Annotated in this window: 17 protein-coding genes and 4 pseudogenes; 6 read left to right on the top strand and 15 right to left on the bottom strand. The window is 55.6% G+C overall.

Annotated elements, in window-relative coordinates:
- Positions 1 to 203: 203 nt before the first annotated feature.
- Entirely contained in the window at positions 204 to 1,400 is a 1,197-nt protein-coding gene (locus MC50_RS28075; RefSeq protein ID WP_001549953.1) for an MFS transporter, read from the top strand.
- A gap of 71 nt (positions 1,401 to 1,471) precedes the next feature.
- Here MC50_RS28075 and MC50_RS28070 read toward each other — a convergent pair whose 3' ends face one another.
- Both MC50_RS28070 and MC50_RS28065 read right to left on the bottom strand, forming a co-directional pair.
- A complete protein-coding gene (locus MC50_RS28070; protein WP_004118529.1) occupies positions 1,472 to 2,299 on the bottom strand; it encodes a universal stress protein in 828 nt (275 codons plus the stop codon).
- An 18-nt stretch (positions 2,300 to 2,317) separates the two neighbouring features.
- Positions 2,318 to 3,796, bottom strand: coding sequence for a SulP family inorganic anion transporter (locus MC50_RS28065; protein ID WP_001549885.1), 1,479 nt, complete (start codon positions 3,794 to 3,796; stop codon positions 2,318 to 2,320).
- A gap of 483 nt (positions 3,797 to 4,279) precedes the next feature.
- Here MC50_RS28065 and MC50_RS28060 point away from each other — a divergent pair, with 483 nt between their 5' ends.
- A complete protein-coding gene (locus MC50_RS28060; protein ID WP_001549886.1) occupies positions 4,280 to 4,633 on the top strand; it encodes a metalloregulator ArsR/SmtB family transcription factor in 354 nt (117 codons plus the stop codon).
- 380 nt (positions 4,634 to 5,013) lie between these two features.
- Here MC50_RS28060 and MC50_RS28055 read toward each other — a convergent pair whose 3' ends face one another.
- The 3 genes from MC50_RS28055 to MC50_RS29175 all read right to left on the bottom strand — a co-directional run bounded on the left by MC50_RS28055 (position 5,014) and on the right by MC50_RS29175 (position 7,670).
- Positions 5,014 to 6,018, bottom strand: a complete 1,005-nt coding sequence (locus tag MC50_RS28055; RefSeq protein WP_000427614.1) for an IS110-like element IS5075 family transposase — start codon at positions 6,016 to 6,018, stop codon at positions 5,014 to 5,016.
- A gap of 403 nt (positions 6,019 to 6,421) precedes the next feature.
- Positions 6,422 to 7,432: a zinc-binding alcohol dehydrogenase family protein gene (locus MC50_RS28050; protein ID WP_004152284.1), complete on the bottom strand. Its 1,011-nt coding sequence runs from the start codon at positions 7,430 to 7,432 to the stop codon at positions 6,422 to 6,424.
- A 22-nt stretch (positions 7,433 to 7,454) separates the two neighbouring features.
- Entirely contained in the window at positions 7,455 to 7,670 is a 216-nt protein-coding gene (locus MC50_RS29175) for a hypothetical protein (protein ID WP_032427315.1), read from the bottom strand.
- A gap of 222 nt (positions 7,671 to 7,892) precedes the next feature.
- On the opposite strand from MC50_RS29175, the gene lacI reads away from it, so the two are divergent.
- The 4 genes and pseudogenes from lacI to MC50_RS28025 form a co-directional block, all read left to right on the top strand.
- Positions 7,893 to 8,975, top strand: a complete 1,083-nt coding sequence (gene lacI / locus MC50_RS28040; protein WP_004152286.1) for a DNA-binding transcriptional repressor LacI — start codon at positions 7,893 to 7,895, stop codon at positions 8,973 to 8,975.
- Between the two features lie 121 nt (positions 8,976 to 9,096).
- A complete protein-coding gene (gene lacZ, locus MC50_RS28035; RefSeq protein WP_032427316.1) occupies positions 9,097 to 12,171 on the top strand; it encodes a beta-galactosidase in 3,075 nt (1,024 codons plus the stop codon).
- A 51-nt stretch (positions 12,172 to 12,222) separates the two neighbouring features.
- The gene (lacY, locus tag MC50_RS28030; RefSeq protein WP_004118826.1) at positions 12,223 to 13,476 is read left to right on the top strand and encodes a lactose permease; all 1,254 of its coding nucleotides are present in this window, start codon (positions 12,223 to 12,225) and stop codon (positions 13,474 to 13,476) included.
- Positions 13,477 to 13,541: 65 nt separating this feature from the next.
- Positions 13,542 to 13,682, top strand: a pseudogene (locus tag MC50_RS28025) (maltose acetyltransferase domain-containing protein); the annotation flags it as partial.
- 14 nt (positions 13,683 to 13,696) lie between these two features.
- On the opposite strand, the pseudogene MC50_RS28020 reads toward MC50_RS28025, so the two are convergent.
- From MC50_RS28020 to MC50_RS29045, 10 genes and pseudogenes are all read right to left on the bottom strand, one after another.
- A pseudogene (locus MC50_RS28020) lies at positions 13,697 to 14,391 on the bottom strand (IS1 family transposase).
- A gap of 50 nt (positions 14,392 to 14,441) precedes the next feature.
- Positions 14,442 to 14,591: pseudogene (locus MC50_RS28010) on the bottom strand (creatininase family protein); the annotation flags it as partial.
- 175 nt (positions 14,592 to 14,766) lie between these two features.
- Positions 14,767 to 16,500, bottom strand: coding sequence for an ABC transporter ATP-binding protein (locus MC50_RS28005; RefSeq protein WP_004118832.1), 1,734 nt, complete (start codon positions 16,498 to 16,500; stop codon positions 14,767 to 14,769).
- Between the two features lie 7 nt (positions 16,501 to 16,507).
- A complete protein-coding gene (locus tag MC50_RS28000) occupies positions 16,508 to 17,455 on the bottom strand; it encodes an acetamidase/formamidase family protein (protein WP_004118225.1) in 948 nt (315 codons plus the stop codon).
- Between the two features lie 44 nt (positions 17,456 to 17,499).
- On the bottom strand, positions 17,500 to 19,104 hold the full coding sequence (locus tag MC50_RS27995) for an ABC transporter substrate-binding protein (RefSeq protein ID WP_024196104.1): 1,605 nt from the start codon (positions 19,102 to 19,104) through the stop codon (positions 17,500 to 17,502).
- A gap of 12 nt (positions 19,105 to 19,116) precedes the next feature.
- Positions 19,117 to 20,037, bottom strand: a complete 921-nt coding sequence (locus MC50_RS27990; RefSeq protein WP_004118837.1) for an ABC transporter permease — start codon at positions 20,035 to 20,037, stop codon at positions 19,117 to 19,119.
- The gene (locus MC50_RS27985; RefSeq protein WP_004118228.1) at positions 20,037 to 20,885 is read right to left on the bottom strand and encodes an ABC transporter permease; all 849 of its coding nucleotides are present in this window, start codon (positions 20,883 to 20,885) and stop codon (positions 20,037 to 20,039) included. Before MC50_RS27985 ends, MC50_RS27990 begins: the two co-directional genes overlap by 1 nt.
- A complete protein-coding gene (locus tag MC50_RS27980; protein ID WP_004118229.1) occupies positions 20,882 to 21,475 on the bottom strand; it encodes an ANTAR domain-containing response regulator in 594 nt (197 codons plus the stop codon). The genes MC50_RS27985 and MC50_RS27980 overlap by 4 nt, the downstream gene beginning before the upstream one ends.
- The gene (locus MC50_RS27975) at positions 21,472 to 22,599 is read right to left on the bottom strand and encodes a transporter substrate-binding protein (RefSeq protein WP_004118840.1); all 1,128 of its coding nucleotides are present in this window, start codon (positions 22,597 to 22,599) and stop codon (positions 21,472 to 21,474) included. The genes MC50_RS27980 and MC50_RS27975 overlap by 4 nt, the downstream gene beginning before the upstream one ends.
- A 284-nt stretch (positions 22,600 to 22,883) precedes the next feature.
- A pseudogene (locus tag MC50_RS29045) lies at positions 22,884 to 22,985 on the bottom strand (integrase); the annotation flags it as partial.
- Positions 22,986 to 23,342: the final 357 nt, after the last annotated feature.

Genomic DNA, 23,342 nt, shown 5'->3' with positions numbered 1-23,342 from the left:
TCTTCGCCCGTCCTTTATCAGAGAGCCTGCCGCGACAGCCAGTCCGCGCCGGGTACCGTTCTCTCATATCCGTTACGGGACTGCCACCTTTCACGGTGAACCCGCGTGTACCTGCTTCAGGGACGCAGGCGCCGTGTCCGCAGCAGCCGGTACGGACACGTCGTGATTAATCGGCGGGCTGCAGCCCGCCTTCAGGGATATTCATGCGTCAGCTTTTTCGGTTTATGTTTCATCACGCCTCTCACCTTACGTTCGGTGCGATGCTGATGGCCATGTCCAGCTTTGGACAGACCTATTTTGTCTCACTTTACGGGCAGGATTTTCGTGAGGCCTTTGGGCTCACCGACGGCGGACTGGGCGGCCTGTACGCAATCGGAACGGTGATGAGCGCCATCACGCTGACCTGGGCCGGACGGCTGATTGACTACACCACGACCCGCCGCTTCACGCTGGCGGTCACCCTTTTGCTGCTCACGGCCTGCCTGCTGGTTTCCGGCGCACAGGCGGCGTGGATGCTGTGCATCGGGTTTTACTTTCTGCGCCTCGGCGGCCAGGGACTGATGGTGCATACTGCGCTGACCGCAACGGCGCGCCAGTTCCCCCTTGATGCAGGCAAGGCGCTCGGCGCCATCGCGCTGGGGCTCTCGCTGGCGCAGGCCGTTTTTCCTGTGATTGCGGTGCAGATAAGCGCGCTGACGGGATGGCGCGCTGCCTGGGGCATCAATGCCGGAATGCTTGTTGCCGGCGTGGGGGTCGCGCTGATGTTTTTGCCCCGCGGGAAAGAGAAGCCGCTGCGTACGTTCAGAAAGCGGGGTGAGGAGAAAGAAAAAGAGGCGCCGGTATGGCGAAACCGCAACCTGCTGCTGGCGCTGCCTGTCGTGCTGGCCTCCCCCTTTATCACCACCGGCTTCTTCTTCCACCAGGCGAGGCTGGCACAGGAGAAAGGCTGGGAGCTGTCGTGGGTGGCGGTATGGTTTATTGCCTATGCCATTACCCAGGCGGTATCGCTGCTGTCGTTTGGCCCGCTGATTGACCGGCTCTCACCACGCAGGCTGCTGCCGTGGTTTCTGATGCCACAGGCCCTGGCCATGCTGGCGCTATGGCTCAGCAACGGTCAGTGGGTGACGCCTTTTTACCTGATTATGACCGGCGTATCGTCGGCCATTGCCTCAACGCTTGCCACCGCGCTCTGGGTACAGCTGTTTGGTCCGGCGCAGCTGGCCAGGGTGCGCTCGGCGGTTGAGGCAGGGACGGTGATTGCCAGCGGGGCATCCCCGGTAATCATGGGCGTGCTGATAGATAACCATGTCACCCTGCATCTTCAGGCCCTGTTCTGCCTGGTCTACATTCTTGGCGCCAGCCTGCTGGCCACCGGTATCAGGACGGATGCGCCGCAATAACGCGCCTTTACCTTCATACCCGTCATCCTCTTTCCCCTGTGAAGGCGGGCCTGATATCAGGCCCGCCTGTTTCATCGCAGCATCAGCAGGGGCTGACGGCTTTCAGACAGCATTTCCGTGGTGTGGCTGCCAATAAAGAATCGCCGTAACCGGGAGTGCCCGCAGGCCCCCATTACCGTGAGGTCGATATCATGGGCGTCCGCGTAGCGGCACAGCGCCCCGGTTACGGACTCGTCTTCCAGCAGGCGTGTCTCGGTCGTGATACCGGCTTCCTGAAGAACAGCCTGCGCATCCTGCAGGGCTGACATGTCACCGTTGACCATCACGATATGACAGCTCAGGCCGTGCAGCAGCGGGCTGACCGTCAGGCGCGTCAGGTTTTTACGGCTCTCACTGCTGCCGTCGTACGCAAACATCACCCGCGCCGGCGGCGTAAACGTCTCCGGCACAATCAGCACCGGGTTTTTCTGCAGGCGAATGACGCTTTCCAGATGGCTGCCTACCTGATTCTGCGTCCCGCGGCGCCCCAGCACCATCAGCCGGACTTCGCCCAGCTCCGCCAGGATTTCGTCCAGTGCGCCGTGCTTTTGCAGCAGCTGTGCGTCCGGCTGTCCGGTCTGCTTCAGGAGCTCCGCACAGCCGGCCAGCACGGCCTTGCCCTGCGCCATCAGCAGCCGGCTGCGCTCACCCTCGACGCGGACCAGCGCTTCGGTCAGCTGCTCCCGGCTGTCAATACCAATGCTCCCGGTCAGGTCAGACACGGCGGGAGTCTCACTCTTTTCGAGCACGTGCAGCAGCGCCAGCGGCGCGCCAAGTTTACCGGCTGCCCAGGCAGCATACTCACAGACCGGCCGGGTTGACGGCGAGCCGTCAACGCAGGCAATAACGGTGTTATTCATGATGCTTTCTCCAGTAAATTAATGGCCACCCATCAGCTTTTCCACTTCTTCAGGCTTGTCATGCACTCCGAAGCGGTCAACGAGGGTGCGGGTCGCGTCATTCATACCCTTGATCTCCACTTCCGTGCCTTCGCGACGGAACTTGATAACCACCCGGTCCAGCGCGCTCACGGAGGTGATATCCCAGAAGTGGGCGTGCGTTACGTCAATCACCACGCGCTCCACCGCTTCACGGAAGTCGAAGTGGCTCATAAAGCGATCGGATGAGGCAAAGAATACCTGGCCGGCTACGGTATAGGTGCGGGTGTCGTCCTTCAGCTCAGAGGAGACCGCCATAAAGCGGGCGACCTTGGTGGCGAAGTTCAGCGAGGCAATCAGCACGCCGGTGAGCACGCCAAACGCCAGGTTATCGGTCGCCACCACCACCACCACGGTGGCCAGCATCACCACGCTGGTTGACAGCGGATGGCTGCGCAGGTTGCTGATGGAGCGCCAGGAGAAGGTGCCGATGGAGACCATGATCATCACCGCCACCAGAGCCGCCATGGGTATCCGGGACACCCAGTCGCGCAGGAACACCACCATCAGCAGCAGCACCACGCCGGCGGTGAGCGTGGAAAGCCGCCCGCGCCCGCCCGATTTGACGTTGATCACCGACTGGCCAATCATCGCGCAGCCCGCCATGCCGCCGATAAAGGAGGTGCAGATGTTGGCCACGCCCTGCGCCTTGCACTCGCGGTTTTTATCGCTCGGCGTGTCGGTCATGTCGTCCACGATGGTGGCGGTCATCATCGACTCCAGCAGCCCCACCACGGCAAGTCCTGCCGAGTACGGCAGAATAATCATCAGCGTGTCGAGGTTAAGCGGGATATCCGGGATCAGAAACACCGGCAGGCTGTCCGGCAGTTTGCCCATGTCACCCACGGTGCGCACGTCCAGGTGCAGCCACATGGAAATGGCGGTCAGCACGATGATGCAGACCAGCGGCGAGGGAATGGTTTTGTTCAGATACGGGAAGAGATAAATGATGCCCAGGCCCGCAGCGGTCAGGGCATAAACGTGCCAGGTGACGTTGGTCAGCTCCGGCAGCTGCGCCATAAATATCAGGATGGCCAGCGCGTTCACGAAACCGGTGACCACCGAGCGGGAGACGTAGCGCATCAGGCTGCCCAGCTTCAGGTAGCCGGCCGCCAGCTGCAGTACGCCGGTCAGCGCCGAGGCCGCCAGCAGATACTGCAGGCCGTGGTCTTTTACAAGCGTGATCAGCAGCAGCGCCATCGCACCGGTGGCGGACGATATCATTGCCGGACGGCCGCCGAGGAAGGCCATAACCAGGGGAATACAGAACGCAGAGTAGAGCCCGACCTGCGGGTCGACTCCGGCGATGATGGAAAAGGCGATCGCTTCGGGAATAAGCGCGAGCGCGACCACAATACCGGCAAGGACGTCACCACGGACGTTACCCAGCCAGTCCTTACGCGTCGAGGACAGCAGCATAGTCATTTCTCAGTTTTTGATTACGGTCAGCCCGTGAGGGCAAAAATTTTACGTACGAAAAAGCACATCCGCAGACGGGATGTTTTTGAGTGCGCGCCGAAGTTTATTCAGTGCGACAGAGGAGGGGTACGACTCAGGGTGGCGTAAGACGCATGGTGGTGTTTATCACTCCTTCACGGCTGACAGAGCAGCGCGGGTAATCAGAAAGACCGGATGAACAGACGTTCAGTACCGGCCACAAATGCCCGCCGGGCAGATGAACCACGGCAAAAAGCGCTTTTTACTCTACACGAATTGTTAACGGGGTCAACGCGCAGGGCAAAAACGCTGTTCATGGAATGCCGGTCAGGCGCATCCGGACGGAAAGTCCTTCTGCATGCTCAGGCTCGTCCGGCGTTCGCACATACATATGATTAAGTGAATATAAATTTGACGGAGAAAGTTTCACAGGTACACTCAGGTCAGTCACAATAAGGAGTCACCATGCCACCCGTGTCCCCCCTGCAGCTTTTTAAAAGCCTTTCCGACGAAACCCGACTCAGCCTCGTGCTGCTGCTACGCGAAAAAGGGGAGCTCTGCGTCTGTGAACTTACGTCCGTGCTGAAAGAAACTCAGCCCAAAATCTCACGGCATCTGGCTCTGCTGAGAGAAAACGGGCTGCTTACCGACCGGCGGGACGGAAAATGGATCCACTATCGTCTGTCGCCTCATATGCCGGCGTGGGCAGCGGCGGTTATCGAACAGGCTTATCTCTGCCAGCGGGATGATATCCGCCAGCTCAGCCGGCAGGCTGAACGCGATAACGCCACCACCAACGGCAAGCCTGTCTGCATTTAAAAATTTACCGGTATATATCTGGATTATCGAATATATTACGCATCGAAAATTTATCAGTCCGGTTTAACAGGCATTTGTATTCAATAGGAGCGGGTATGTTTCTGGGGTCGTCTCAGAAAACGGAATCTATGGTCACTCCCGTTTTTGCAACACCGATTTTGACGACAAGTTGGCTTGCTTGAATCTATCCGGCGTCTGAATGGGATTTTATTCCCGCGCCTCGATGAGTTCCGCGCCTGATGAACCTCCAGAAAATATACGGCTTCAATGAGCCTTTCCGTTTTACAGGTTCCTCAACAGGCCGGTGGGCCGTTAGTATCATCAATATCAGTATTCGCAAAACCAGATGAATGATTGTTTAAACTGGTGTATTTCTGCCTTTATGCTTCGTAAGTTTGCTGTCGCGCCGTCAGTGCCCAGGCTATTCTGGCCAGCTTGTTTGCCAGAGCACAGGTGACGACAAAGTTGCTTTTCCGACACAACAACTCCCTGACCCAGTCGGCCAACTTGCCAGACTGGTGTTCCAGTTTTTGTATGAATACCCTGGCACACTGAACCAACAAAGTTCGGATCTTTTTGTTGCCCCGCTTGCTAATCCCTAACAATGTCGTCCGACCTCCCGTGCTGTACTGTCGGGGTACCAGCCCTGTTGCCGCCGCAAAGTCACGGCTGCTGGCGTACTGCTTCCCGTCGCCAATCTCAGTTGAAATAGTACTGGCAGTCAGCGTTCCAACGCAGGGAATACTCAGCAAGCGCTGTCCAACCTCATCTTCGTCCAACTTTCGTTTCAACTGAGATTCCAGATCTTTAATCTGCTCAACAAGATAGTGATAATGCTGTTGTAATTTCAGCAGTAACTGGCTGAGATAAAGAGGCAAACTACTGTCCTCAAGAAGGGTACTCAGTCGACTAATAACGGCAGCACCTCGCGGAACGCTGATACCAAATTCCAGCAGAAAAGCATGCATCTGATTAGTTGTTTTCACCTTATCCTGAACCAGGGATTCACGGACACGATGCAGAGCTCGCATTGCCTGCTGAGATTCGGTTCTGGGCTGCACGAAACGCATAGATGGACGTGATGCTGCTTCACAGATAGCTTCAGCATCAACGAAGTCATTTTTGTTGCTTTTAACGAATGGGCGGACAAATTGCGGTGATATCAGCTTTGGAAAATGCCCTAACTCTGCCAGCTTGCGTGCCATAAAGTGAGAACCGCCACAGGCTTCCATCGCGATGGTTGTTGCCGGGCATGTCGCCAGAAATTCGATTAGCTTTGGTCGGGTGAATTTTTTACGGTAAACGGCCTTCCCACGATGATCCTGACAATGAATATGGAAAGAGTTCTTACCCAGATCGATACCAATAAGCGCAATGTTTTCCATGATGGTTCTCCGAATGAAAGCCTGTCCTCAGCATAGTACTGGGAAGGAGGGAGTGACCATCTCATTAAATATCCTACGTTAAGCCTGTTTTTTGAGCTGGCATGACGGGCAGCTATGAGCGAAGTATAGTCATTCGCCCTATCTCTTTTGTCGCACTTTCAACAAGGGGGTCGCTTGGAAAGCGGAACGAGGTCAGTCTCCGCCCGGACTGCTCAGCTCTTTAAACAGCAAAAGAGAGGCATCTTATGAGAAGGGATTATTCAGTATGTCAGGGCAGACTGCTTTTTCATCCGCAGGTACTGAGGGTAAATGCTCAATTCCGGTACGATTCTTACTCTATAGCCAGACAGAATTCAGCATTGTGCTGAACCCGAATCTTTTTTTACTCTGACAGGCCTGTTCATCAGAACCCTGAAAAAACAATTTTCCCGTTCACATTTTTATTTTCCATGTCCTCATGAGCCCGGCGAAGTGCTTTAGCATTCAGCCTGCCATACTCTGCCAGCAACGGAGGTTTGAGCTTACCGGAATCCAGCATGCATGAGAGTTTGTTAAGAATATCATGCTGTTTAGACATGTCCGCAGTAGCATGCATGGGGCGGGTAAACATTGCCTCCCAGTGAACAGAAACGCTCTTAAATTTGATCAAACGCAGATCCAGTGGTTCAGGGTCGTCGATGAGTCCGATACGGCCTTGTGGGGCAATAATTTCGGCCATATTTTCCCAGGCAGATGGCGTGGTGTACGTTGAGAAAATCCGGGTAATGGGAGGGAGTCCAGCAAGGCTGGCAACCTGTGGCGCAAGCGCACATGAATGATCCAGGACATAATGCGCACCAAACCCGCGAACCGCTCTGACACTCTCCTGCCGGGAGGCAGTCCCGATGATGTTCACCCGACTCAGAGTGCGGGCAAGCTGTATAGCCATACAAGGGACTCCGCCCGCACCGCCAAGCATCAACAGGGTCTGATCAGCATCTCCGTTCACTGACAACTGCAGACGATCAAATAACATTTCCCAGGCTGTCAGACCGGTCAGAGGAACCGACGCTGCAGCTTCAAAACTTAGTGCTGCCGGCTTTATCCCCGTAATGCGTTCGTCAACCAGCTGAAACTCTGCGTTGGCTCCCTGGCGATCGAGCACACCGGCATAGAAAACGTGGTCACCTGGCCTGAACAGCGTCACATCTGGTCCGGTTGCTTCAACAACACCGGAAGCGTCGTATCCCATAACTACCGGATTGCCTGCAGAGGGACTGATGTTTCGCCGGCTTTTCAGGTCCCGTGGGTTAACCGCGACCGCCCTGACTCTGATCAAAAGATCACGCCCCTTGGGCATGGATGGGTGGGGAAGCGACAAATCTTCAATAACGGATGTACTTTCCCCGGGTTGCCAGAAACCAACGGCTTTCATTCTGTCTCCTTAAAAAGGTCAGTCACCAGATAAATAAATGTAAAAGTGTGCGGAACGCGATACCCGCCAGTGCCTCCGGCAGTGCAAATCGAAAAATACGCAGAAAGCGGGCGCTGATGCCCATGAATATACCAATGCCCGGCAAATCAAAACTGTTGATGAGAAATCCGGCTGAGCGGTTAATTTCGTTAACGGTCAGGTTACCGCTATGGATAAGGTCAGTCGGTAATGCTGTCAACCTGTTGATGACTATTTTAATCTGTAGTCATTCAATCCTTGTAACATCAGGATGATCCTGGTGTCAGTGAAAATACGAAATCAACACGTTGGTATCATTACCCACCTGTGAACTGACGTCGGCATTTTGAATCTCACTTCGGCGTGCCCCCTCCGAATGGCGCAAAACATTTCGTGGTATGGCATGATAGCACCCGAAGAGAGTCAATTCAGGGTGGTAAATGTGAAACCAGTAACGCTATACGATGTCGCAGAGTATGCCGGTGTCTCTTATCAGACCGTTTCCCGCGTGGTGAACCAGGCCAGCCACGTCTCTGCGAAAACGCGGGAAAAGGTGGAAGCGGCGATGGCGCAGCTGAACTACATTCCCAACCGCGTGGCACAACAACTGGCGGGCAAACAGTCGTTGCTGATTGGCGTTGCTACCTCCAGTCTGGCCCTGCACGCGCCGTCGCAAATTGTCGCGGCGATTAAATCTCGCGCCGATCAACTGGGTGCCAGCGTGGTGGTGTCGATGGTAGAACGAAGCAGCGTCGAAGCCTGTAAAGCGGCGGTACATAACCTTCTCGCGCAACGCGTCAGTGGTCTGATCATTAACTATCCGCTGGATGACGAGGATGCCATTGCTGTGGAAGCTGCCTGCGCTAATGTTCCGGCCCTATTTCTTGATGTCTCTGACCAGACTCCCATCAACAGTATTATTTTTTCCCATGAAGACGGTACGCGACTGGGCGTGGAGCATCTGATCGCATTGGGTCACCAGCAAATCGCGTTGTTAGCCGGTCCATTAAGTTCTGTCTCGGCGCGTCTGCGTCTGGCGGACTGGCATAAATATCTCACACGCAATCAAATTCATCCGATAGCGGAACGGGAAGGCGACTGGAGTGCCATGTCCGGTTTTCAACAAACTATGCAAATGCTGAATGAGGGCATCGTTCCCACTGCGATGCTGGTTGCCAACGATCAGATGGCGCTGGGCGCAATGCGCGCTATTACCGAGTCCGGGCTGCGCGTTGGTGCGGATATCTCGGTAGTGGGATACGACGATACCGAAGACAGCTCGTGTTATATCCCGCCGTTAACCACCATCAAACAGGATTTTCGCCTGCTGGGGAAAACTAGCGTGGACCGCTTGCTGAAACTCTCTCAGGGCCAGGCGGTGAAGAGCAATCAGCTGTTGCCCGTCTCACTGGTGAAAAGAAAAACCACCCTACCGCCCAATACGCAAACCACCTCTCCCCGCACGTTGGCAGATTCCTTAATGCAGCTGGCACGACAAGTTTCCCGACTTGAAAGCGGGCAGTGAGCGCAACGCAATTAATGTGAGTCAGCTCACTCATTAGGCACCCCAGGCTTTACACTCTATGTGTCCGGCTCGTATGTTATGCGAAAATGTGAGCGGATAACAATTCACACAGGATACAACTATGACAATGATTACGGATTCACTGGCCGTCGTATTACAACGTCGTGACTGGGAAAACCCTGGCGTTACCCAACTTAATCGCCTTGCGGCACATCCCCCTTTCGCCAGCTGGCGTAATAGCGAAGAGGCTCGCACCGATCGCCCTTCCCAAGAGTCGCGCAGCCTGAATGGTGAATGGCGCTTTGCCTGGTTTCCGGCACCAGAAGCGGTACCAGAAAGCTGGCTGGAGCGCGATCTTCCTGACGCCGATACTGTCATCGTCCCCTCAAACTGGCAGATGCACGGTTACGATGCGCCTATCTACACCAACGTGACCTATCCCATTGCGGTCAATCCGCCGTATGTTCCCACGGAGAATCCGACGGGTTGTTACTCGCTCACATTTAATATTGATGAAAGCTGGCTACAGGAAGGCCAGACGCGAATTATTTTTGATGGTGTTAACTCGGCGTTTCATTTGTGGTGCAACGGGCGCTGGGTCGGTTACGGACAGGACAGTCGTTTGCCGTCTGAATTTGACCTGAGCGCATTTTTACACGCCGGAGAAAACCGCCTCGCGGTGATGGTGCTGCGCTGGAGTGACGGCAGTTATCTGGAAGATCAGGATATGTGGCGGATGAGCGGCATTTTCCGTGACGTCTCGTTGCTGCATAAACCGAGCACGCAAATCAGCGATTTCCATGTAGCCACTCACTTTAATGATGATTTCAGCCGCGCTGTACTGGAGGCAGACGTTCAGATGTACGGCGAGCTGCGCGATGAGCTGCGGGTGACGGTTTCTTTGTGGCAGGGTGAAACGCAGGTCGCCAGCGGCACCGCGCCTTTCGGCGGTGAAATTATCGATGAGCGTGGTGGTTATGCCGATCACGTCACCCTACGTCTGAACGTCGAAAACCCGAAACTGTGGAGCGCCGAAATCCCGAATCTCTATCGTGCGGTGGTTGAACTGCACACCGCCGACGGCACGCTGATTGAAGCAGAAGCCTGCGATGTCGGTTTCCGCGAGGTGCGGATTGAAAATGGTCTGCTGCTGCTGAACGGCAAGCCGTTGCTGATTCGCGGCGTTAACCGTCACGAGCATCATCCTCTGCATGGTCAGGTCATGGATGAGCAGACGATGGTGCAGGATATCCTGCTGATGAAGCAGAACAACTTTAACGCCGTGCGCTGTTCGCATTATCCGAACCATCCGCTGTGGTACACGCTGTGCGACCACTACGGCCTGTATGTGGTGGATGAAGCCAACATTGAAACCCACGGCATGGTGCCAATGAATCGTCTGACCGATGATCCGCGCTGGCTACCCGCGATGAGCGAACGCGTAACGCGAATGGTGCAGCGCGATCGTAATCACCCGAGTGTGATCATCTGGTCGCTGGGGAATGAATCAGGCCACGGCGCTAATCACGACGCACTCTATCGCTGGATCAAATCTGTCGATCCTTCCCGCCCGGTACAGTATGAAGGCGGCGGAGCCGACACCTTCGCAACCGATATTATTTGCCCGATGTACGCGCGCGTGGATGAAGACCAGCCCTTCCCGGCTGTGCCGAAATGGTCCATCAAAAAATGGCTTTCGTTGCCTGGAGAGACGCGCCCGCTGATCCTTTGCGAATACGCCCACGCGATGGGTAACAGTCTTGGCGGCTTCGCTAAATACTGGCAGGCGTTTCGTCAGTACCCCCGTTTACAGGGCGGCTTCGTCTGGGACTGGGTGGATCAGTCGCTGATTAAATATGATGAAAATGGCAATCCGTGGTCGGCTTACGGCGGTGATTTTGGCGATACGCCGAATGATCGCCAGTTCTGCATGAACGGTCTGGTCTTTGCCGACCGCACGCCGCATCCGGCGCTGACGGAAGCAAAACACCAGCAGCAGTTTTTCCAGTTCAGTTTATCCGGGCGAACCATCGAAGTGACCAGCGAATACCTGTTCCGTCATAGCGATAACGAGCTCCTGCACTGGATGGTGGCGCTGGATGGCAAGCCGCTGGCAAGCGGTGAAGTGCCTCTGGATGTCGCTCCACAAGGTAAACAGTTGATTGAACTGCCTGGACTACCGCAGCCGAAGAGCGCCGGACAACTCTGGCTAACGGTTCACGTAGTGCAACCGAACGCGACCACATGGTCAGCAGCCGGACACATCAGCGCCTGGCAGCAGTGGCGTCTGGCGGAAAACCTCAGCGTGACACTCCCCTCCGCGCCCCACGCCATCCCGCAACTGACCACCAGCGAAACGGATTTTTGCATCGAGCTGGATAATAAGCGTTGGCAATTTAACCGCCAGTCAGGCTTTCTTTCACAGATGTGGATTGGCGATAAAAAACAACTGCTGACGCCGCTGCGCGATCAGTTCACCCGCGCACCGCTGGATAACGACATTGGCGTAAGTGAAGCGACCCGCATTGACCCTAACGCCTGGGTCGAACGCTGGAAGGCGGCGGGCCATTACCAGGCCGAAGCAGCGTTGTTGCAGTGCACGGCAGATACGCTTGCCGACGCGGTGCTGATTACCACGGTCCACGCGTGGCAGCATCAGGGGAAAACCTTATTTATCAGCCGGAAAACCTACCGGATTGATGGAAGTGGTCAAATGGCGATTACCGTTGATGTTGAAGTGGCGAGCAATACGCCACATCCGGCGCGGATTGGCCTGACCTGCCAGCTGGCGCAGGTAGCAGAGCGGGTAAACTGGCTCGGATTAGGGCCGCAAGAAAACTATCCCGACCGCCTTACTGCGGCCTGTTTTGACCGCTGGGATCTGCCATTGTCAGACATGTATACCCCGTACGTCTTCCCGAGCGAAAACGGTCTGCGCTGCGGGACGCGCGAATTGAATTATGGCCCACACCAGTGGCGCGGCGACTTCCAGTTCAACATCAGCCGCTACAGTCAACAGCAACTGATGGAAACCAGCCATCGCCATCTGCTGCACGCGGAAGAAGGCACATGGCTGAATATCGACGGTTTCCATATGGGGATTGGTGGCGACGACTCCTGGAGCCCGTCAGTGTCGGCGGAATTCCACCTTAGCGCCGGTAGCTACCATTACCAGTTGCTCTGGTGTCAAAAATAATAATAACCGGGCAGGCCATGTCTGCCCGTATTTCGCGTAAGGAAATCCATTATGTACTATTTAAAAAACACAAACTTTTGGATGTTCGGTTTATTCTTTTTCTTTTACTTTTTTATCATGGGAGCCTACTTCCCGTTTTTCCCGATTTGGCTACATGACATCAACCATATCAGCAAAAGTGATACGGGTATTATTTTTGCCGCTATTTCTCTGTTCTCGCTATTATTCCAACCGCTGTTTGGTCTGCTTTCTGACAAACTCGGGCTGCGCAAATACCTGCTGTGGATTATTACCGGCATGTTAGTGATGTTTGCGCCGTTCTTTATTTTTATCTTCGGGCCACTGTTACAATACAACATTTTAGTAGGATCGATTGTTGGTGGTATTTATCTAGGCTTTTGTTTTAACGCCGGTGCGCCAGCAGTAGAGGCATTTATCGAGAAAGTCAGCCGTCGCAGTAATTTCGAATATGGTCGCGCGCGGATGTTTGGCTGTGTTGGCTGGGCGCTGTGTGCCTCGATTGTCGGCATCATGTTCACCATCAATAATCAGTTTGTTTTCTGGCTGGGTTCTGGCTGTGCATTCATCCTCGCCGTTTTACTCTTTTTCGCCAAAACGGATGCGCCCTCTTCTGCCACGGTTGCCAATGCGGTAGGTGCCAACCATTCGGCATTTAGCCTTAAGCTGGCGCTGGAACTGTTCAGACAGCCAAAACTGTGGTTTTTGTCACTGTATGTTATTGGCGTTTCCTGCACCTACGATGTTTTTGACCAACAGTTTGCTAATTTCTTTACTTCGTTCTTTGCTACCGGTGAACAGGGTACGCGGGTATTTGGCTACGTAACGACAATGGGCGAATTACTTAACGCCTCGATTATGTTTTTTGCGCCACTGATCATTAATCGCATCGGTGGGAAAAACGCCCTGCTGCTGGCTGGCACTATTATGTCAGTACGTATTATTGGCTCATCGTTCGCTACCTCAGCACTGGAAGTGGTTATTCTGAAAACGCTGCATATGTTTGAAGTACCGTTCCTGCTGGTGGGCTGCTTTAAATATATTACCAGCCAGTTTGAAGTGCGTTTTTCAGCGACGATTTATCTGGTCTGTTTCTGCTTCTTTAAGCAACTGGCGATGATTTTTATGTCTATTCTGGCGGGCAATATGTATGAAAGCATCGGTTTCCAGGGCGCTTACCTGGTGCTGGGTCTGGTGGCGCTGGGCTTCACCTTAATTTCCGTGTTCACGCTTAGCGGCCCCGGCCCACTTTCTCTGCTGCGTCGCCAGGTGAATGAAGTCGATTAAGAAATTAATGTCGGATACGGCGCGAGCGCCTTATCCGACCAACTTATCAGGACGGAATGTTAAAAATGAACATGTCGATGACAGAAAAAATAAAAGCAGGCAAGCTATTTACCGATATGTGCGAAGGCTTACCTGAAAAAAGACTTCGTGGGAAAACATTAATGTATGAGTTCAATCACTCGCATCCATCAGAAGTTGAAAAAAGGGTAATGACTCCAACTTATTGATAGTGTTTTATGTTCAGATAATGCCCAATGATTTTGTCATGCAGCTCCACCGATTTTGAGAGCGACAGCGACATCCGTCCCAGCCGTGCCAGGTGCTGCCTCAGATTCAGGTTATGCCGCTCAATTCGCTGCGTATATCGCTTGCTGATTACGTGCAGCTTTCCCTTCAGGCGGGATTCATACAGCGGCCAGCCATCCGTCATCCATATCACCACGTCAAAGGGTGACAGCAGGCTCATAAGACGCCCCAGCGTCGCCATAGTGCGTTCACCGAATACGTGCGCAAACCGTCTTCCGGAGCCTGTCATACGCGTAAAACAGCCAGCGCTGGCGCGATTTAGCCCCGACATAGCCCCACTGTTCGTCCATTTCCGCGCAGACGATGACGTCACTGCCCGGCTGTATGCGCGAGGTTACCGACTGCGGCCTGAGTTTTTAAGTGACGTAAAATCGTGTTGAGGCCAACGCCCATAATGCGGGCGGTTGCCCGGCATCCAACACCATTCATGGCCATATCAATGATTTTCTGGTGCGTACCGGGTTGAGAAGCGGTGTAAGTGAACTGCAGTTGCCATGTTTTACGGCAGTGAGAGCAGAGATAGCGCTGATGTCCGGCAGTGCTTTTGCCGTTACGCACCACCCCGTCAGTAGCTGAACAGGAGGGACAGCTGATAGAAACAGAAGCCACTGGAGCACCTCAAAAACACCATCATACACTAAATCAGTAAACCACTTCACATTAATGGCAGCAAACACCCGAACCGGCAGATGAGCTCCGTGTTGTTCTACGGCGCAAATAGGTAGTACGGCGACGATATTCGCCATATCCAGTTTACTGAATTCCCGCGTGGTGAGATCACACCACTAGGGAGAAGACGGTTTAAGCATGTTTACCTCCGGTTTTGTCTAACAATAAAAGATACGGTACGTTGCATTTAGGGCATTTTAGACCGGCTCTATGTCCTGCTATGTGCTAACTTTTCCAGTTTAATGGCCTCTCGTCGAGTTGTGTGGCAACAGTGTTGCCACCGGCGGAAATCCGCCGGTTTGAATGCTTTTTTGTTCAGCAGGCGACGAGGTGCCCGTCGCCAAAATCGGTAAAGCGCTGCGGTACTCTCTGATAGCCGATGGGTTTGATCGGTTCTGGTCTTATCGGCATTGCGCTGGTGGCTCGGGGTTGCCGTCTTTGCTGAACGTCAGGTATAGGAACGGCGCTGAGCAAGTGCTGAGTATAAGGATGCTGCGGATGGTGCAACACTCGATCTCGTGGGCCGATCTCCACGAGCTGGCCGCCAAACATCACCGCTACCCGGTGGCAGATGCGCTCCACCACCGCCATATCATGGGAAATAAACAGATAGCTGAGCCGATAGCGCTGACGCAAATCTTCCAGCAGCGTCAGCACCTGCGCCTGTACTGAAACATCCAGCGCGGAAACCGATTCATCGGCGATGATCACTTTCGGGTTCAGCGCCAGCGCGCGGGCAATGCAAATGCGCTGGCGCTGGCCGCCGGAAAACTGGTGCGGATAACGCCGCATCGCTTCCGCTGGCAGGCCGACCTGCTGCAATAGCTGCGCCACCCGCTCCGTGCGCTGTACTGCGGGCATCTGCTCATGAATCAGCAGCGGCTCCCCAACCAGGTCGAAAATAGTTTTGCGCGGATTGAGCGCCGCCCAGGGATCCTGAAACACCATCTGCAAATCGCGGCGTACCGCTCTTAACGCCTCGTCCTTCAGGCCGTGCAGCTCCTGTCCGTTAAGCTGCGCGCTGCCGCTAAATGGCACCATATTCATCAGCGCTTTTGCCGTCGTCGATTTACCGCAGCCGCTTTCACCGACGATGCCCAACGTCTCGCCGGGGAAAAGATCGAAGCTGACGCCATCGACGGCATGGACTTCGCGACGCACGCGCAGGCCGTCGCCGCGCACCGGAAAGCGCACGCTGAGGTCGCGGACGCTGAGCAACGGTCGCGTCGCCTCGACCGGCGCCAGCGCGGGCGCCTGGCCCAGCACCGGTACCGCCTGCAACAGCTGGCGGGTATAAGCCGCCTGCGGCGAGGTAAACAGCGTTTTTGCCGGAGCCTGCTCCATGATTTTGCCGTGACTCATGACCAGCACATCATCGGCCATTTCTGCCACCACTCCCATATCGTGGGTGATCAACAGCAGGCTGGTGGAAAACGCCTGCTGCAGTTCGCGCATCAACTCGAGGATCTGCGCCTGAATAGTGACGTCGAGGGCCGTGGTCGGCTCATCGGCAATCAGCACCTGTGGCTGGCACAGCATTGCCATGGCGATCATCACCCGCTGGCGCATACCGCCGGAAAGCTCGTGCGGATACTGTTGCAGGCGCTTCTCCACATGACTGATTTTGACCGCGTCCAGCATCGTGCTGACCCGGCTGCGCCGTTCACGGCGGCCCAGCACTTCGTGGCGTTGCAGCGTCTCTTCCAGCTGCTGGCCCACCGTCATCAGCGGATTGAGCGAGGTCATCGGTTCCTGAAAAATCATGGCAACCGACTTGCCGCGCAGCAGCTGCATTTGCCGCTCCGGCAGGCTGAGCAAATCCTGGTTATCAAAAATAATCGCGCCGCCTGGAATCTGTGCCTCCTCCGGAAGCAAACCCATGATCGCCAGCGAAGTCAGCGATTTACCGCTGCCCGACTCGCCGGCAATGCACAGAGTTTTTCCCGGCCAGAGCGCAAAGCTGACGTCATCCACCACCCGCTGTGTACCAAACTGGATCGACAGGCGCTCGACCGAGAGCAGCGGCGCCGGAAATAGGACTGCTGACATAACGCTCCTAATTAAACACGCTGTTGGGAAAATAGAACGACACCACCCAGTTAGGCCGATCGACGATTTCGCTGATGCGCAGATCGCCGCACACGGAGCAGAGCATATAGGCCTCTTCCGCCGACATCCCTTGTTCGCGGCACAGCGCATCGATGGTATAGCTTACCGCGTCGCGGGCGGCGGTCATCAGGTCAGGGCCAATGCCGGTGAAGGCGCTGTAGCCGTGCCGATCCAGATGTTGGGTCACTGGGCCAGGGGTGGCGAAACGCGGCGTTTTCAGCGGCATATCTTTAACCACTTCCAGCTTCACCACCACGTCCATCGCGCTTTCAATCGCCGTGCCGCAGACTTCACCATCGCCCTGCGCGGCGTGGGTGTCACCAATAGAAAACAACGCGCCTTCTACTTCCACCGGTAGCCATAATGTGCAGCCAGCTGCCAGATCGCGAATATCCAGATTGCCGCCCACGCGGCGCGGCGGCACCACCGAATGATGGCCCGCGGCGGCGGGAGCGACGCCGAGGGTACCGGCGAAGGGTTTCAGCGGTACGCGGCCATATCGGCCAAAGGCGCAGGGGGTTAAGCCCTGGCGGTCATATTGCCACAGCGTCAGCGCCGGATCAGAAAACTGATCGGCCAGCAGGCCGAAGCCCGGGATATTCGCAGTCCAGCCAAAGCCGCTGGGACGAAAGGATTCCAGCGTCACCTTTAGCGCATCGCCCGGCTGAGCGCCTTCCACATAGACCGGGCCACTGACCGGGTTGAGCTTATCAAACGGCAGCGTTGGGATATCCGCTGCGGTAGAACCGGCGTTGAACCAGCCGTTAGCCGCATCCAGGCAGTGAAACTCCAGTTGGCTGCCGGAAGCTACGTGCAGGACCGGGCTCAGGCTGTTATCCCAGCCGAAATGATGTTGAGCATGATGAATGGTCTTCACCAGACAATTTTGGCACATCCTGACTCTCCTTTAAGCAGCGGCGCCGTCCCGGCGCCATCAAATTATTTCAGTCCGATATAGTCGTAGTTGACTGGTACATGCACTGGATCGACATACAGCGCGTCCTCGCCCCCCATGCGTGCGGAATGTACGGTGTAGCGCTTCTCGTTGAATACCGGCACCCAGGGCGCGTCATCCATTGCAGTGATGAAGATTTTGCGCCAGGCTTCAATGCGCGCGTCCTGCTGGTCGGGTTTCACCATGCTGTCCGCCGCGGCCGCCTGCGCGTCCAGCGCTTTGTTGCAGTAGCGCGCCCAGTTCCAGCCGCCCTCTACCGCCCCGGCGCAGCCGAGGATCGGGCCATAGAAGTTGGAGGGATCCGGGAAATCGGCGATCCACGCCATGCCGCCGGACCAGACCATCGGCGCTTGGCTGGCGGAGCCGCCCGCCGCAATCACATTCGCCTGCGCCAGGGATTTGATGCTGGCGTGGATGCCCACTTTGGCCAGATCCTGCTGGATAGACTGGGCGATACGCGGCTGCGGATCGGTATTCATCACGTACAGTTCGGTAGCAAAACCGTTGGGGAAACCCGCTTCGCTGAGCAGTTGCTTCGCTTTTGCCGGGTCGTAGCTGAAACCCTGATATGCCTTGTCATAACCGGGCATGGCGGGTGGCAGTGGCTGGTTGGCCGGCGCCGCGCGTCCATTAATGATGCGCATGATGCGATCTTTGTTGACCGCCATGTTCACCGCCTGGCGGACTTTGAGATTATCGAAAGGCGGCAGCGTGGTTTTCATCGTCACGTAGCCGGTCTGCAACTGGTCGCCGGTGACCATCAGGCCCTTATAGGCCGGGTTGTTTTTAAACGACAGAAACTGTGCGGGCGGTACGCCGTCGCCGGCAATATCCACTTCGCCTTTTTCCAGCCGCAGCAGAGCGACCGAGGGATCCTGTCCCATTTCGAACTTTATGTGATCCAGCCGCGGCACGCCGGCTTTAAAGTAGTTCGGGTTTTTGCGGAAGATCAGCTCCTGGCCCAGCTTCCACTCCTGGAGCTCAAACGCGCCGCTGCCGACCGGATGCTTGCCGAAGTCGGCGCCCCATTTCTCCACCTCCTCACGGGGAACCACCGAGGCAAAGTTCAGCGCCAGCACATGCAGGAAGGTGGCGTTGGGCTCTTTCAGAGTGATTTTTACCGTATGATCGTCGACGACCTCGATACCGCTCAGGGTCGTGCTTTTACCGCTGGCCTCCTCGTCATAGCCCGCGATGGGACTGAAGAACCCGGCGCCCGGACTTTGGGTTTTCGGGTTGACTGTGCGTTCCAGAGAATATTTCACGTCCGCCGCCGTGACCTCGCGGCCGTTGTGGAATTTCACCCCTTTGCGTAGCACAAAGGTGTAGACCTTGCCGTCCTCGGAAATGGCGTAGCTCTCCGCCAGGTCGTTCACCAACTCGGTGGTGCCGGGACGATAGTCCATCAGGCCGTCGAACAGGCTTTTGATCATCGACCAGTTTTGCCAGTCATAGCCAATGGCCGGATCGAGGGTCGCCACGTCGTTCTGGTAGGTCACCACGATATCGCCGCCGGTCTTCTCGTCAGCCTGCGCGCCATAAGAGAAACAGGCCGCGGCCACCGCCATTGTCAATAACGCATTTTTCATCATCTTCCCCTGCTACTTTTTGACATCAATGCGCGGATCGACCCACGGCAGCACCAGATCCGCAATAAGGTTGCCGCTAACAATGGCAACCGCTGACACGGTGGTTACCCCGACAATCACCGGGATATCCACCTGTTGAATCGCCTGCCAGGCCAGCTGACCGATACCCGGCCAGCCAAAGACCGATTCGACTACCACCAGTCCGCCCATAAAAATGCCGATATCAATGCCTATCATCGGAATTAGCGGCAGCACGGCATTCGGCAGCACGTGACGCAGCAGTACGCGGGTTCGGCCCAGCCCTTTGGCCCGCGCGGTACGGATAAAATCCTGATGCAGCACCTCAATCATCGACGAGCGCAACATGCGTGAATACCAGCCGCTGCCGAGCAGGCCGAGGGTTAGCGCCGGTAGCGCCAGATGGCTGAAGCCGCCATAGCCTCCCATCGGGAACCAGTTGAGTACCACGGCGAAAAGATAGAGAAAAAGCATCGCGGCGATGAACTGCGGCGCCGAAACACCGATAAAGGAGAGCGCCATCAGAAGCCGGTCCGCCAGCCCGCCGCGTTTTAACGCCGCCAGGGTGCCGAGGGCGATCCCCAGTACCAACTCGCAGAGAATACCCGCCGCCATCAGCTGCAGTGACGGCCCGATACGGGCGGAAACCAGTTCACTCACTTCGCTGCGCTGAATAAACGAGCGTCCCAGATCGCCGTGCAGCAGCCCCTGCAGATAACGCCAATATTGCTGATAAAACGGCAGATCCAACCCCAACTGATGGCGGATGTTTTCGACTACTTCCGGCGTGGCACTGCGCCCGGCGATTTGGCGCGCTGGATCGGCGGGCAACATAAACAGCAGCAAATAGCAGATCAACGTAACGCCAAGCAGGATCAGCCCGGCATGCAACAGACGTTTTCCCAGAAATAGCATTAGTTTCGTCCTTTTAAGCCGGGATCGAGGGCGTCGCGCAGGGCGTCACCAGCGATATTGAAAGAGAGCGACAGCAGCACAATCGCCGCGCCGGGAAAGAACACCAGCCAGGGAGCCGAAGTAAAATAGCTCTGGCTTTCAAAGATGATGTTGCCCCAACTCGGCGTTGGCGGCTGTACCCCCACCCCGAGGAACGATAGAGTAGCTTCCAGCAGGACTGTGGTGGAGATGCCTAGTGTGGCCCAGACCAGCACCGTTGGCGCCAGATGTGGAATTAAATGCACGCCGAGAATACGCAACGTTCCGGCCCCCAGGGTGCGTTCCACGGCGATAAAGTCGCGGGCGCTAAGCGCGCTAGTTTCGGCGTAGATAACCCTGGCGATCTGCACCCAGTTCACCATGGCGATCACCAGGGAGACGATCCAGACACTTGGCTGGAAAATCGCCGCCAGGGCAATCGCCAGCAGCAGTGCGGGAAACGCCATCATCAGATCGGTAAAGCGCATCAGCAGCCCTCCGATACGCCCCTGCAGATAACCTGCGCTAAGCCCTACCAGGACGCCGATCAGTACTGCAGTGCCGTTGGCGACAACACCGATGAGTAACGAAGTACGAGCTCCGTAAATTAAACGCGAGAAGAGATCGCGTCCCAGCAGATCGGTTCCCAGCCAGTAAGTGCTGTTGGGAGAAAGCGGTGCGCCTTCCAGGCTCAGTCCCTCGACAAACTGTTCATCGGGATCGAAGGGGGTGAGCCAGGGGGCAAACAGCGCGCTCATCACCACCAGGAGAATAAACAGCAGCGAGAGCAGCAGGGCTGGCCGGCGCAGAAAATATCCGACTCTATTCATTGTGCTCCCCGCTTGCCGGACGACATTCGTAGCAGCCACTTCTGCGCCACCTGTGCCACCGACTGGTTCGTACACATTGATTCCGAGCGCAGGCGAACCCATGCCTGTTGTTCATCAATACTTTCCGCTTGCATCTGGGCCGCCAGAGCTTGGGTAATCTGCGGCATTGCTGCCAGACGCTGGCGCAGTAGCATCTGTTGCTGTTGAATGTCATGCAACTGCTGACGCAGCCCCACTGCCATCATCAGGGTGGTATAGATGGCTCGCTGTGTAATAGGCTTGGTAAGGAGCGCTGTTGCCCCTAACTCCAGCGCGCGCTGTACCTGGTAAAGTCCCTCATGTGAGGTCAGCGCGATCACCGGTATTCCCGCCAGATTGATCTGGCTCAGGGTTAGCGGGCTGGCGAATGCCTCCAGTTCCACCAGTACTGCACAGGGGGTGAGAGGAGGTAAAGCCTCATCTCCGGTCAGGTGATGCCAGCGGATACCCATCCGCGTCAGGTTTTTTTCCAGCGCTTCGCGACTCCTTGCTTCACAGTCTACCAGCAGGAGCGGCTGAGCATCTAAATCCGGGGACAGCAGCGTTTTCATTTAACAATCCTCAGAGCAGGTCTGGCTGCAACCGTTCGGCTTTCACGTAGCTCGGTCGCGGAGAGATAGGGATCGGGCATAACCGGCAGCGGTTCGCGATGCAGTATCTGAAAGCAAGTTTGTTGCAACTCAGCGATGTAGCAGGGCAAACAGGCGTGGTTGTTTCGAGCCATTACTGAGCGAGCGCCCGGAGAATCAACGTCGTGCTGACGATGCAGTGCCGCCAGCACCGCACCCGGCTCGCTGTTTCCGGCCTCGCGCAGGCTATTGGCAAACAGCCTTACTGCCCGCCAGCCGCCGATATAGTAGTGGGAGATGCGCTGTGCGCCATGTTGCAGGTGCTGCCGCGCGCAAAAATCGAGATCGACGCTCTCAAAAAACGGTCCGCAGGAAAGCAAACGTACCGCCCTTAGTGGCGCGACTTCGGCGACTTCGGCTTCGGTAAAATTACAGCTGAGCACCGCTAACGTCCGCCGATCGCGAAGACAGGCCTCGTCCAGTGCGCGCAGAAACGCATAAGAGGTTTCGCCTACCAGGTTATTGAGCACAAAATCTACCTCTGTGCTGAGAATCGCCTCAATCAACTCGGTCACGTTGCTGTTTCTCAGGTGCAGATATTTTTCGCCCACCACCGTACCGCCGGAACCTTCCACTACCTCACGGGCGATACGATTGCTTTCCCAGCCCCAGACGTAGTTAGAGCCGATCAGCCAGGAGCGATTTCCGAACATATCCAGCGCCAGCCGCAGGAGTGGCAGCAGAGTCTGGTTCGGACAACCGCCCAGATATACGACCTGCTCGCAGCTCTCGAACCCCTCGTAAGGACAGCCATACCACAGCAGCAGGTTATGCTGCTCCAGGTCCGGGATAATCTCCTTCCGACTGGCAGAGGTAATGGTTCCGAAGATATGGCGGATGCCGTGAGCGATAAAGGTGCTCACCGCTTCACTGTAGGCTGCGAGTTCACCCGCAGGGTTGATATGTCGGGCCCGCAGCTGAAAAGGATAAGCAGGATCGGCATTGATTTCCTCTAAGGCATGGCGCGCACCAAGCAGTGTGCTGTTCGCCAGGTGGCTGTAGGTACCTTCTGTGGAAAGCAAAATTCCAATATCAATAGTTTGCACGTATGTTTGCTCTCTGCATTAATAAAAAAGCCTGATTGTCCTTATTAGGACAATCAGGCTTCATTACCTGTCGATATTTAATGGATTCAAGGCTTAAGGGTTGCCCCTGCTTGCATATACCCGACATGAAAAATTCATGCCATTTTTAAAGCACAGTTAAATCAATGGATTATTTATTTTTGGAGACACTTTTGCACCAATGGGATGCGGCTTGCTCAGTTATGGTGCAATTTTCTGATGCAGTCTGGTCTCTTCAACATGAGGTGGAGTAATGCACACCTGTTTTAGTTCCACGCACTTTTTGAGAGTTCCGGTTTTTCAGCCATCAGCAGGTGATCCTCCGGCGTCAGGTTATTCAGGGATTCATGGGGACGCTCTGGATGGAAGATCCTCGTGACGAAGCCGAATTTGCCCCCGGCCACGTGCTTTTTTTCGAGCGTAATGTTGTCCATGCATTACCAACCCTTCTTGAAGAACCCGTAATATTTCTGTCATTGGCCAGCCCTCGTCGTGATCCTGAAGATATTACCTTTGTTGACCCGAAAGATGGCACTGCCAGAACCTTTATGGCCAGAAATAATGAGTCAGCATAATTTATTTCCTAGTCCATTCATATGAAAACACTGGCGGAAGAGGGCTATGCACCGAGGTAAAGGGAGGCAATCCGTCGTCAGACGGTGTACTGTACACCGAAGAACAAAACCAGGCCCGTCAGCGCGAAGGGGCTGGTTTTGTTCAAGCGA

This window comes from Klebsiella planticola (genome assembly GCF_000783935.2).
Lineage (GTDB): Bacteria > Pseudomonadota > Gammaproteobacteria > Enterobacterales > Enterobacteriaceae > Klebsiella > Klebsiella planticola.
The sequence above is the reverse complement of the archived record's forward strand: the minus strand, read 5'-3'. Positions and strand labels throughout refer to the sequence as shown.

Coding starts and splice junctions, on each gene's coding strand:
- MC50_RS28075 (WP_001549953.1), top strand. CDS start 204: ATGCGTCAGCTTTTTCGGTTTATGTTTCATCACGCCTCTCACCTTACG.
- MC50_RS28070 (WP_004118529.1), bottom strand. CDS start 2,299: ATGAATAACACCGTTATTGCCTGCGTTGACGGCTCGCCGTCAACCCGG.
- MC50_RS28065 (WP_001549885.1), bottom strand. CDS start 3,796: ATGCTGCTGTCCTCGACGCGTAAGGACTGGCTGGGTAACGTCCGTGGT.
- MC50_RS28060 (WP_001549886.1), top strand. CDS start 4,280: ATGCCACCCGTGTCCCCCCTGCAGCTTTTTAAAAGCCTTTCCGACGAA.
- MC50_RS28055 (WP_000427614.1), bottom strand. CDS start 6,018: ATGGAAAACATTGCGCTTATTGGTATCGATCTGGGTAAGAACTCTTTC.
- MC50_RS28050 (WP_004152284.1), bottom strand. CDS start 7,432: ATGAAAGCCGTTGGTTTCTGGCAACCCGGGGAAAGTACATCCGTTATT.
- lacZ (WP_032427316.1), top strand. CDS start 9,097: ATGACAATGATTACGGATTCACTGGCCGTCGTATTACAACGTCGTGAC.
- lacY (WP_004118826.1), top strand. CDS start 12,223: ATGTACTATTTAAAAAACACAAACTTTTGGATGTTCGGTTTATTCTTT.
- MC50_RS28005 (WP_004118832.1), bottom strand. CDS start 16,500: ATGTCAGCAGTCCTATTTCCGGCGCCGCTGCTCTCGGTCGAGCGCCTG.
- MC50_RS28000 (WP_004118225.1), bottom strand. CDS start 17,455: ATGTGCCAAAATTGTCTGGTGAAGACCATTCATCATGCTCAACATCAT.
- MC50_RS27995 (WP_024196104.1), bottom strand. CDS start 19,104: ATGAAAAATGCGTTATTGACAATGGCGGTGGCCGCGGCCTGTTTCTCT.
- MC50_RS27990 (WP_004118837.1), bottom strand. CDS start 20,037: ATGCTATTTCTGGGAAAACGTCTGTTGCATGCCGGGCTGATCCTGCTT.
- MC50_RS27985 (WP_004118228.1), bottom strand. CDS start 20,885: ATGAATAGAGTCGGATATTTTCTGCGCCGGCCAGCCCTGCTGCTCTCG.
- MC50_RS27980 (WP_004118229.1), bottom strand. CDS start 21,475: ATGAAAACGCTGCTGTCCCCGGATTTAGATGCTCAGCCGCTCCTGCTG.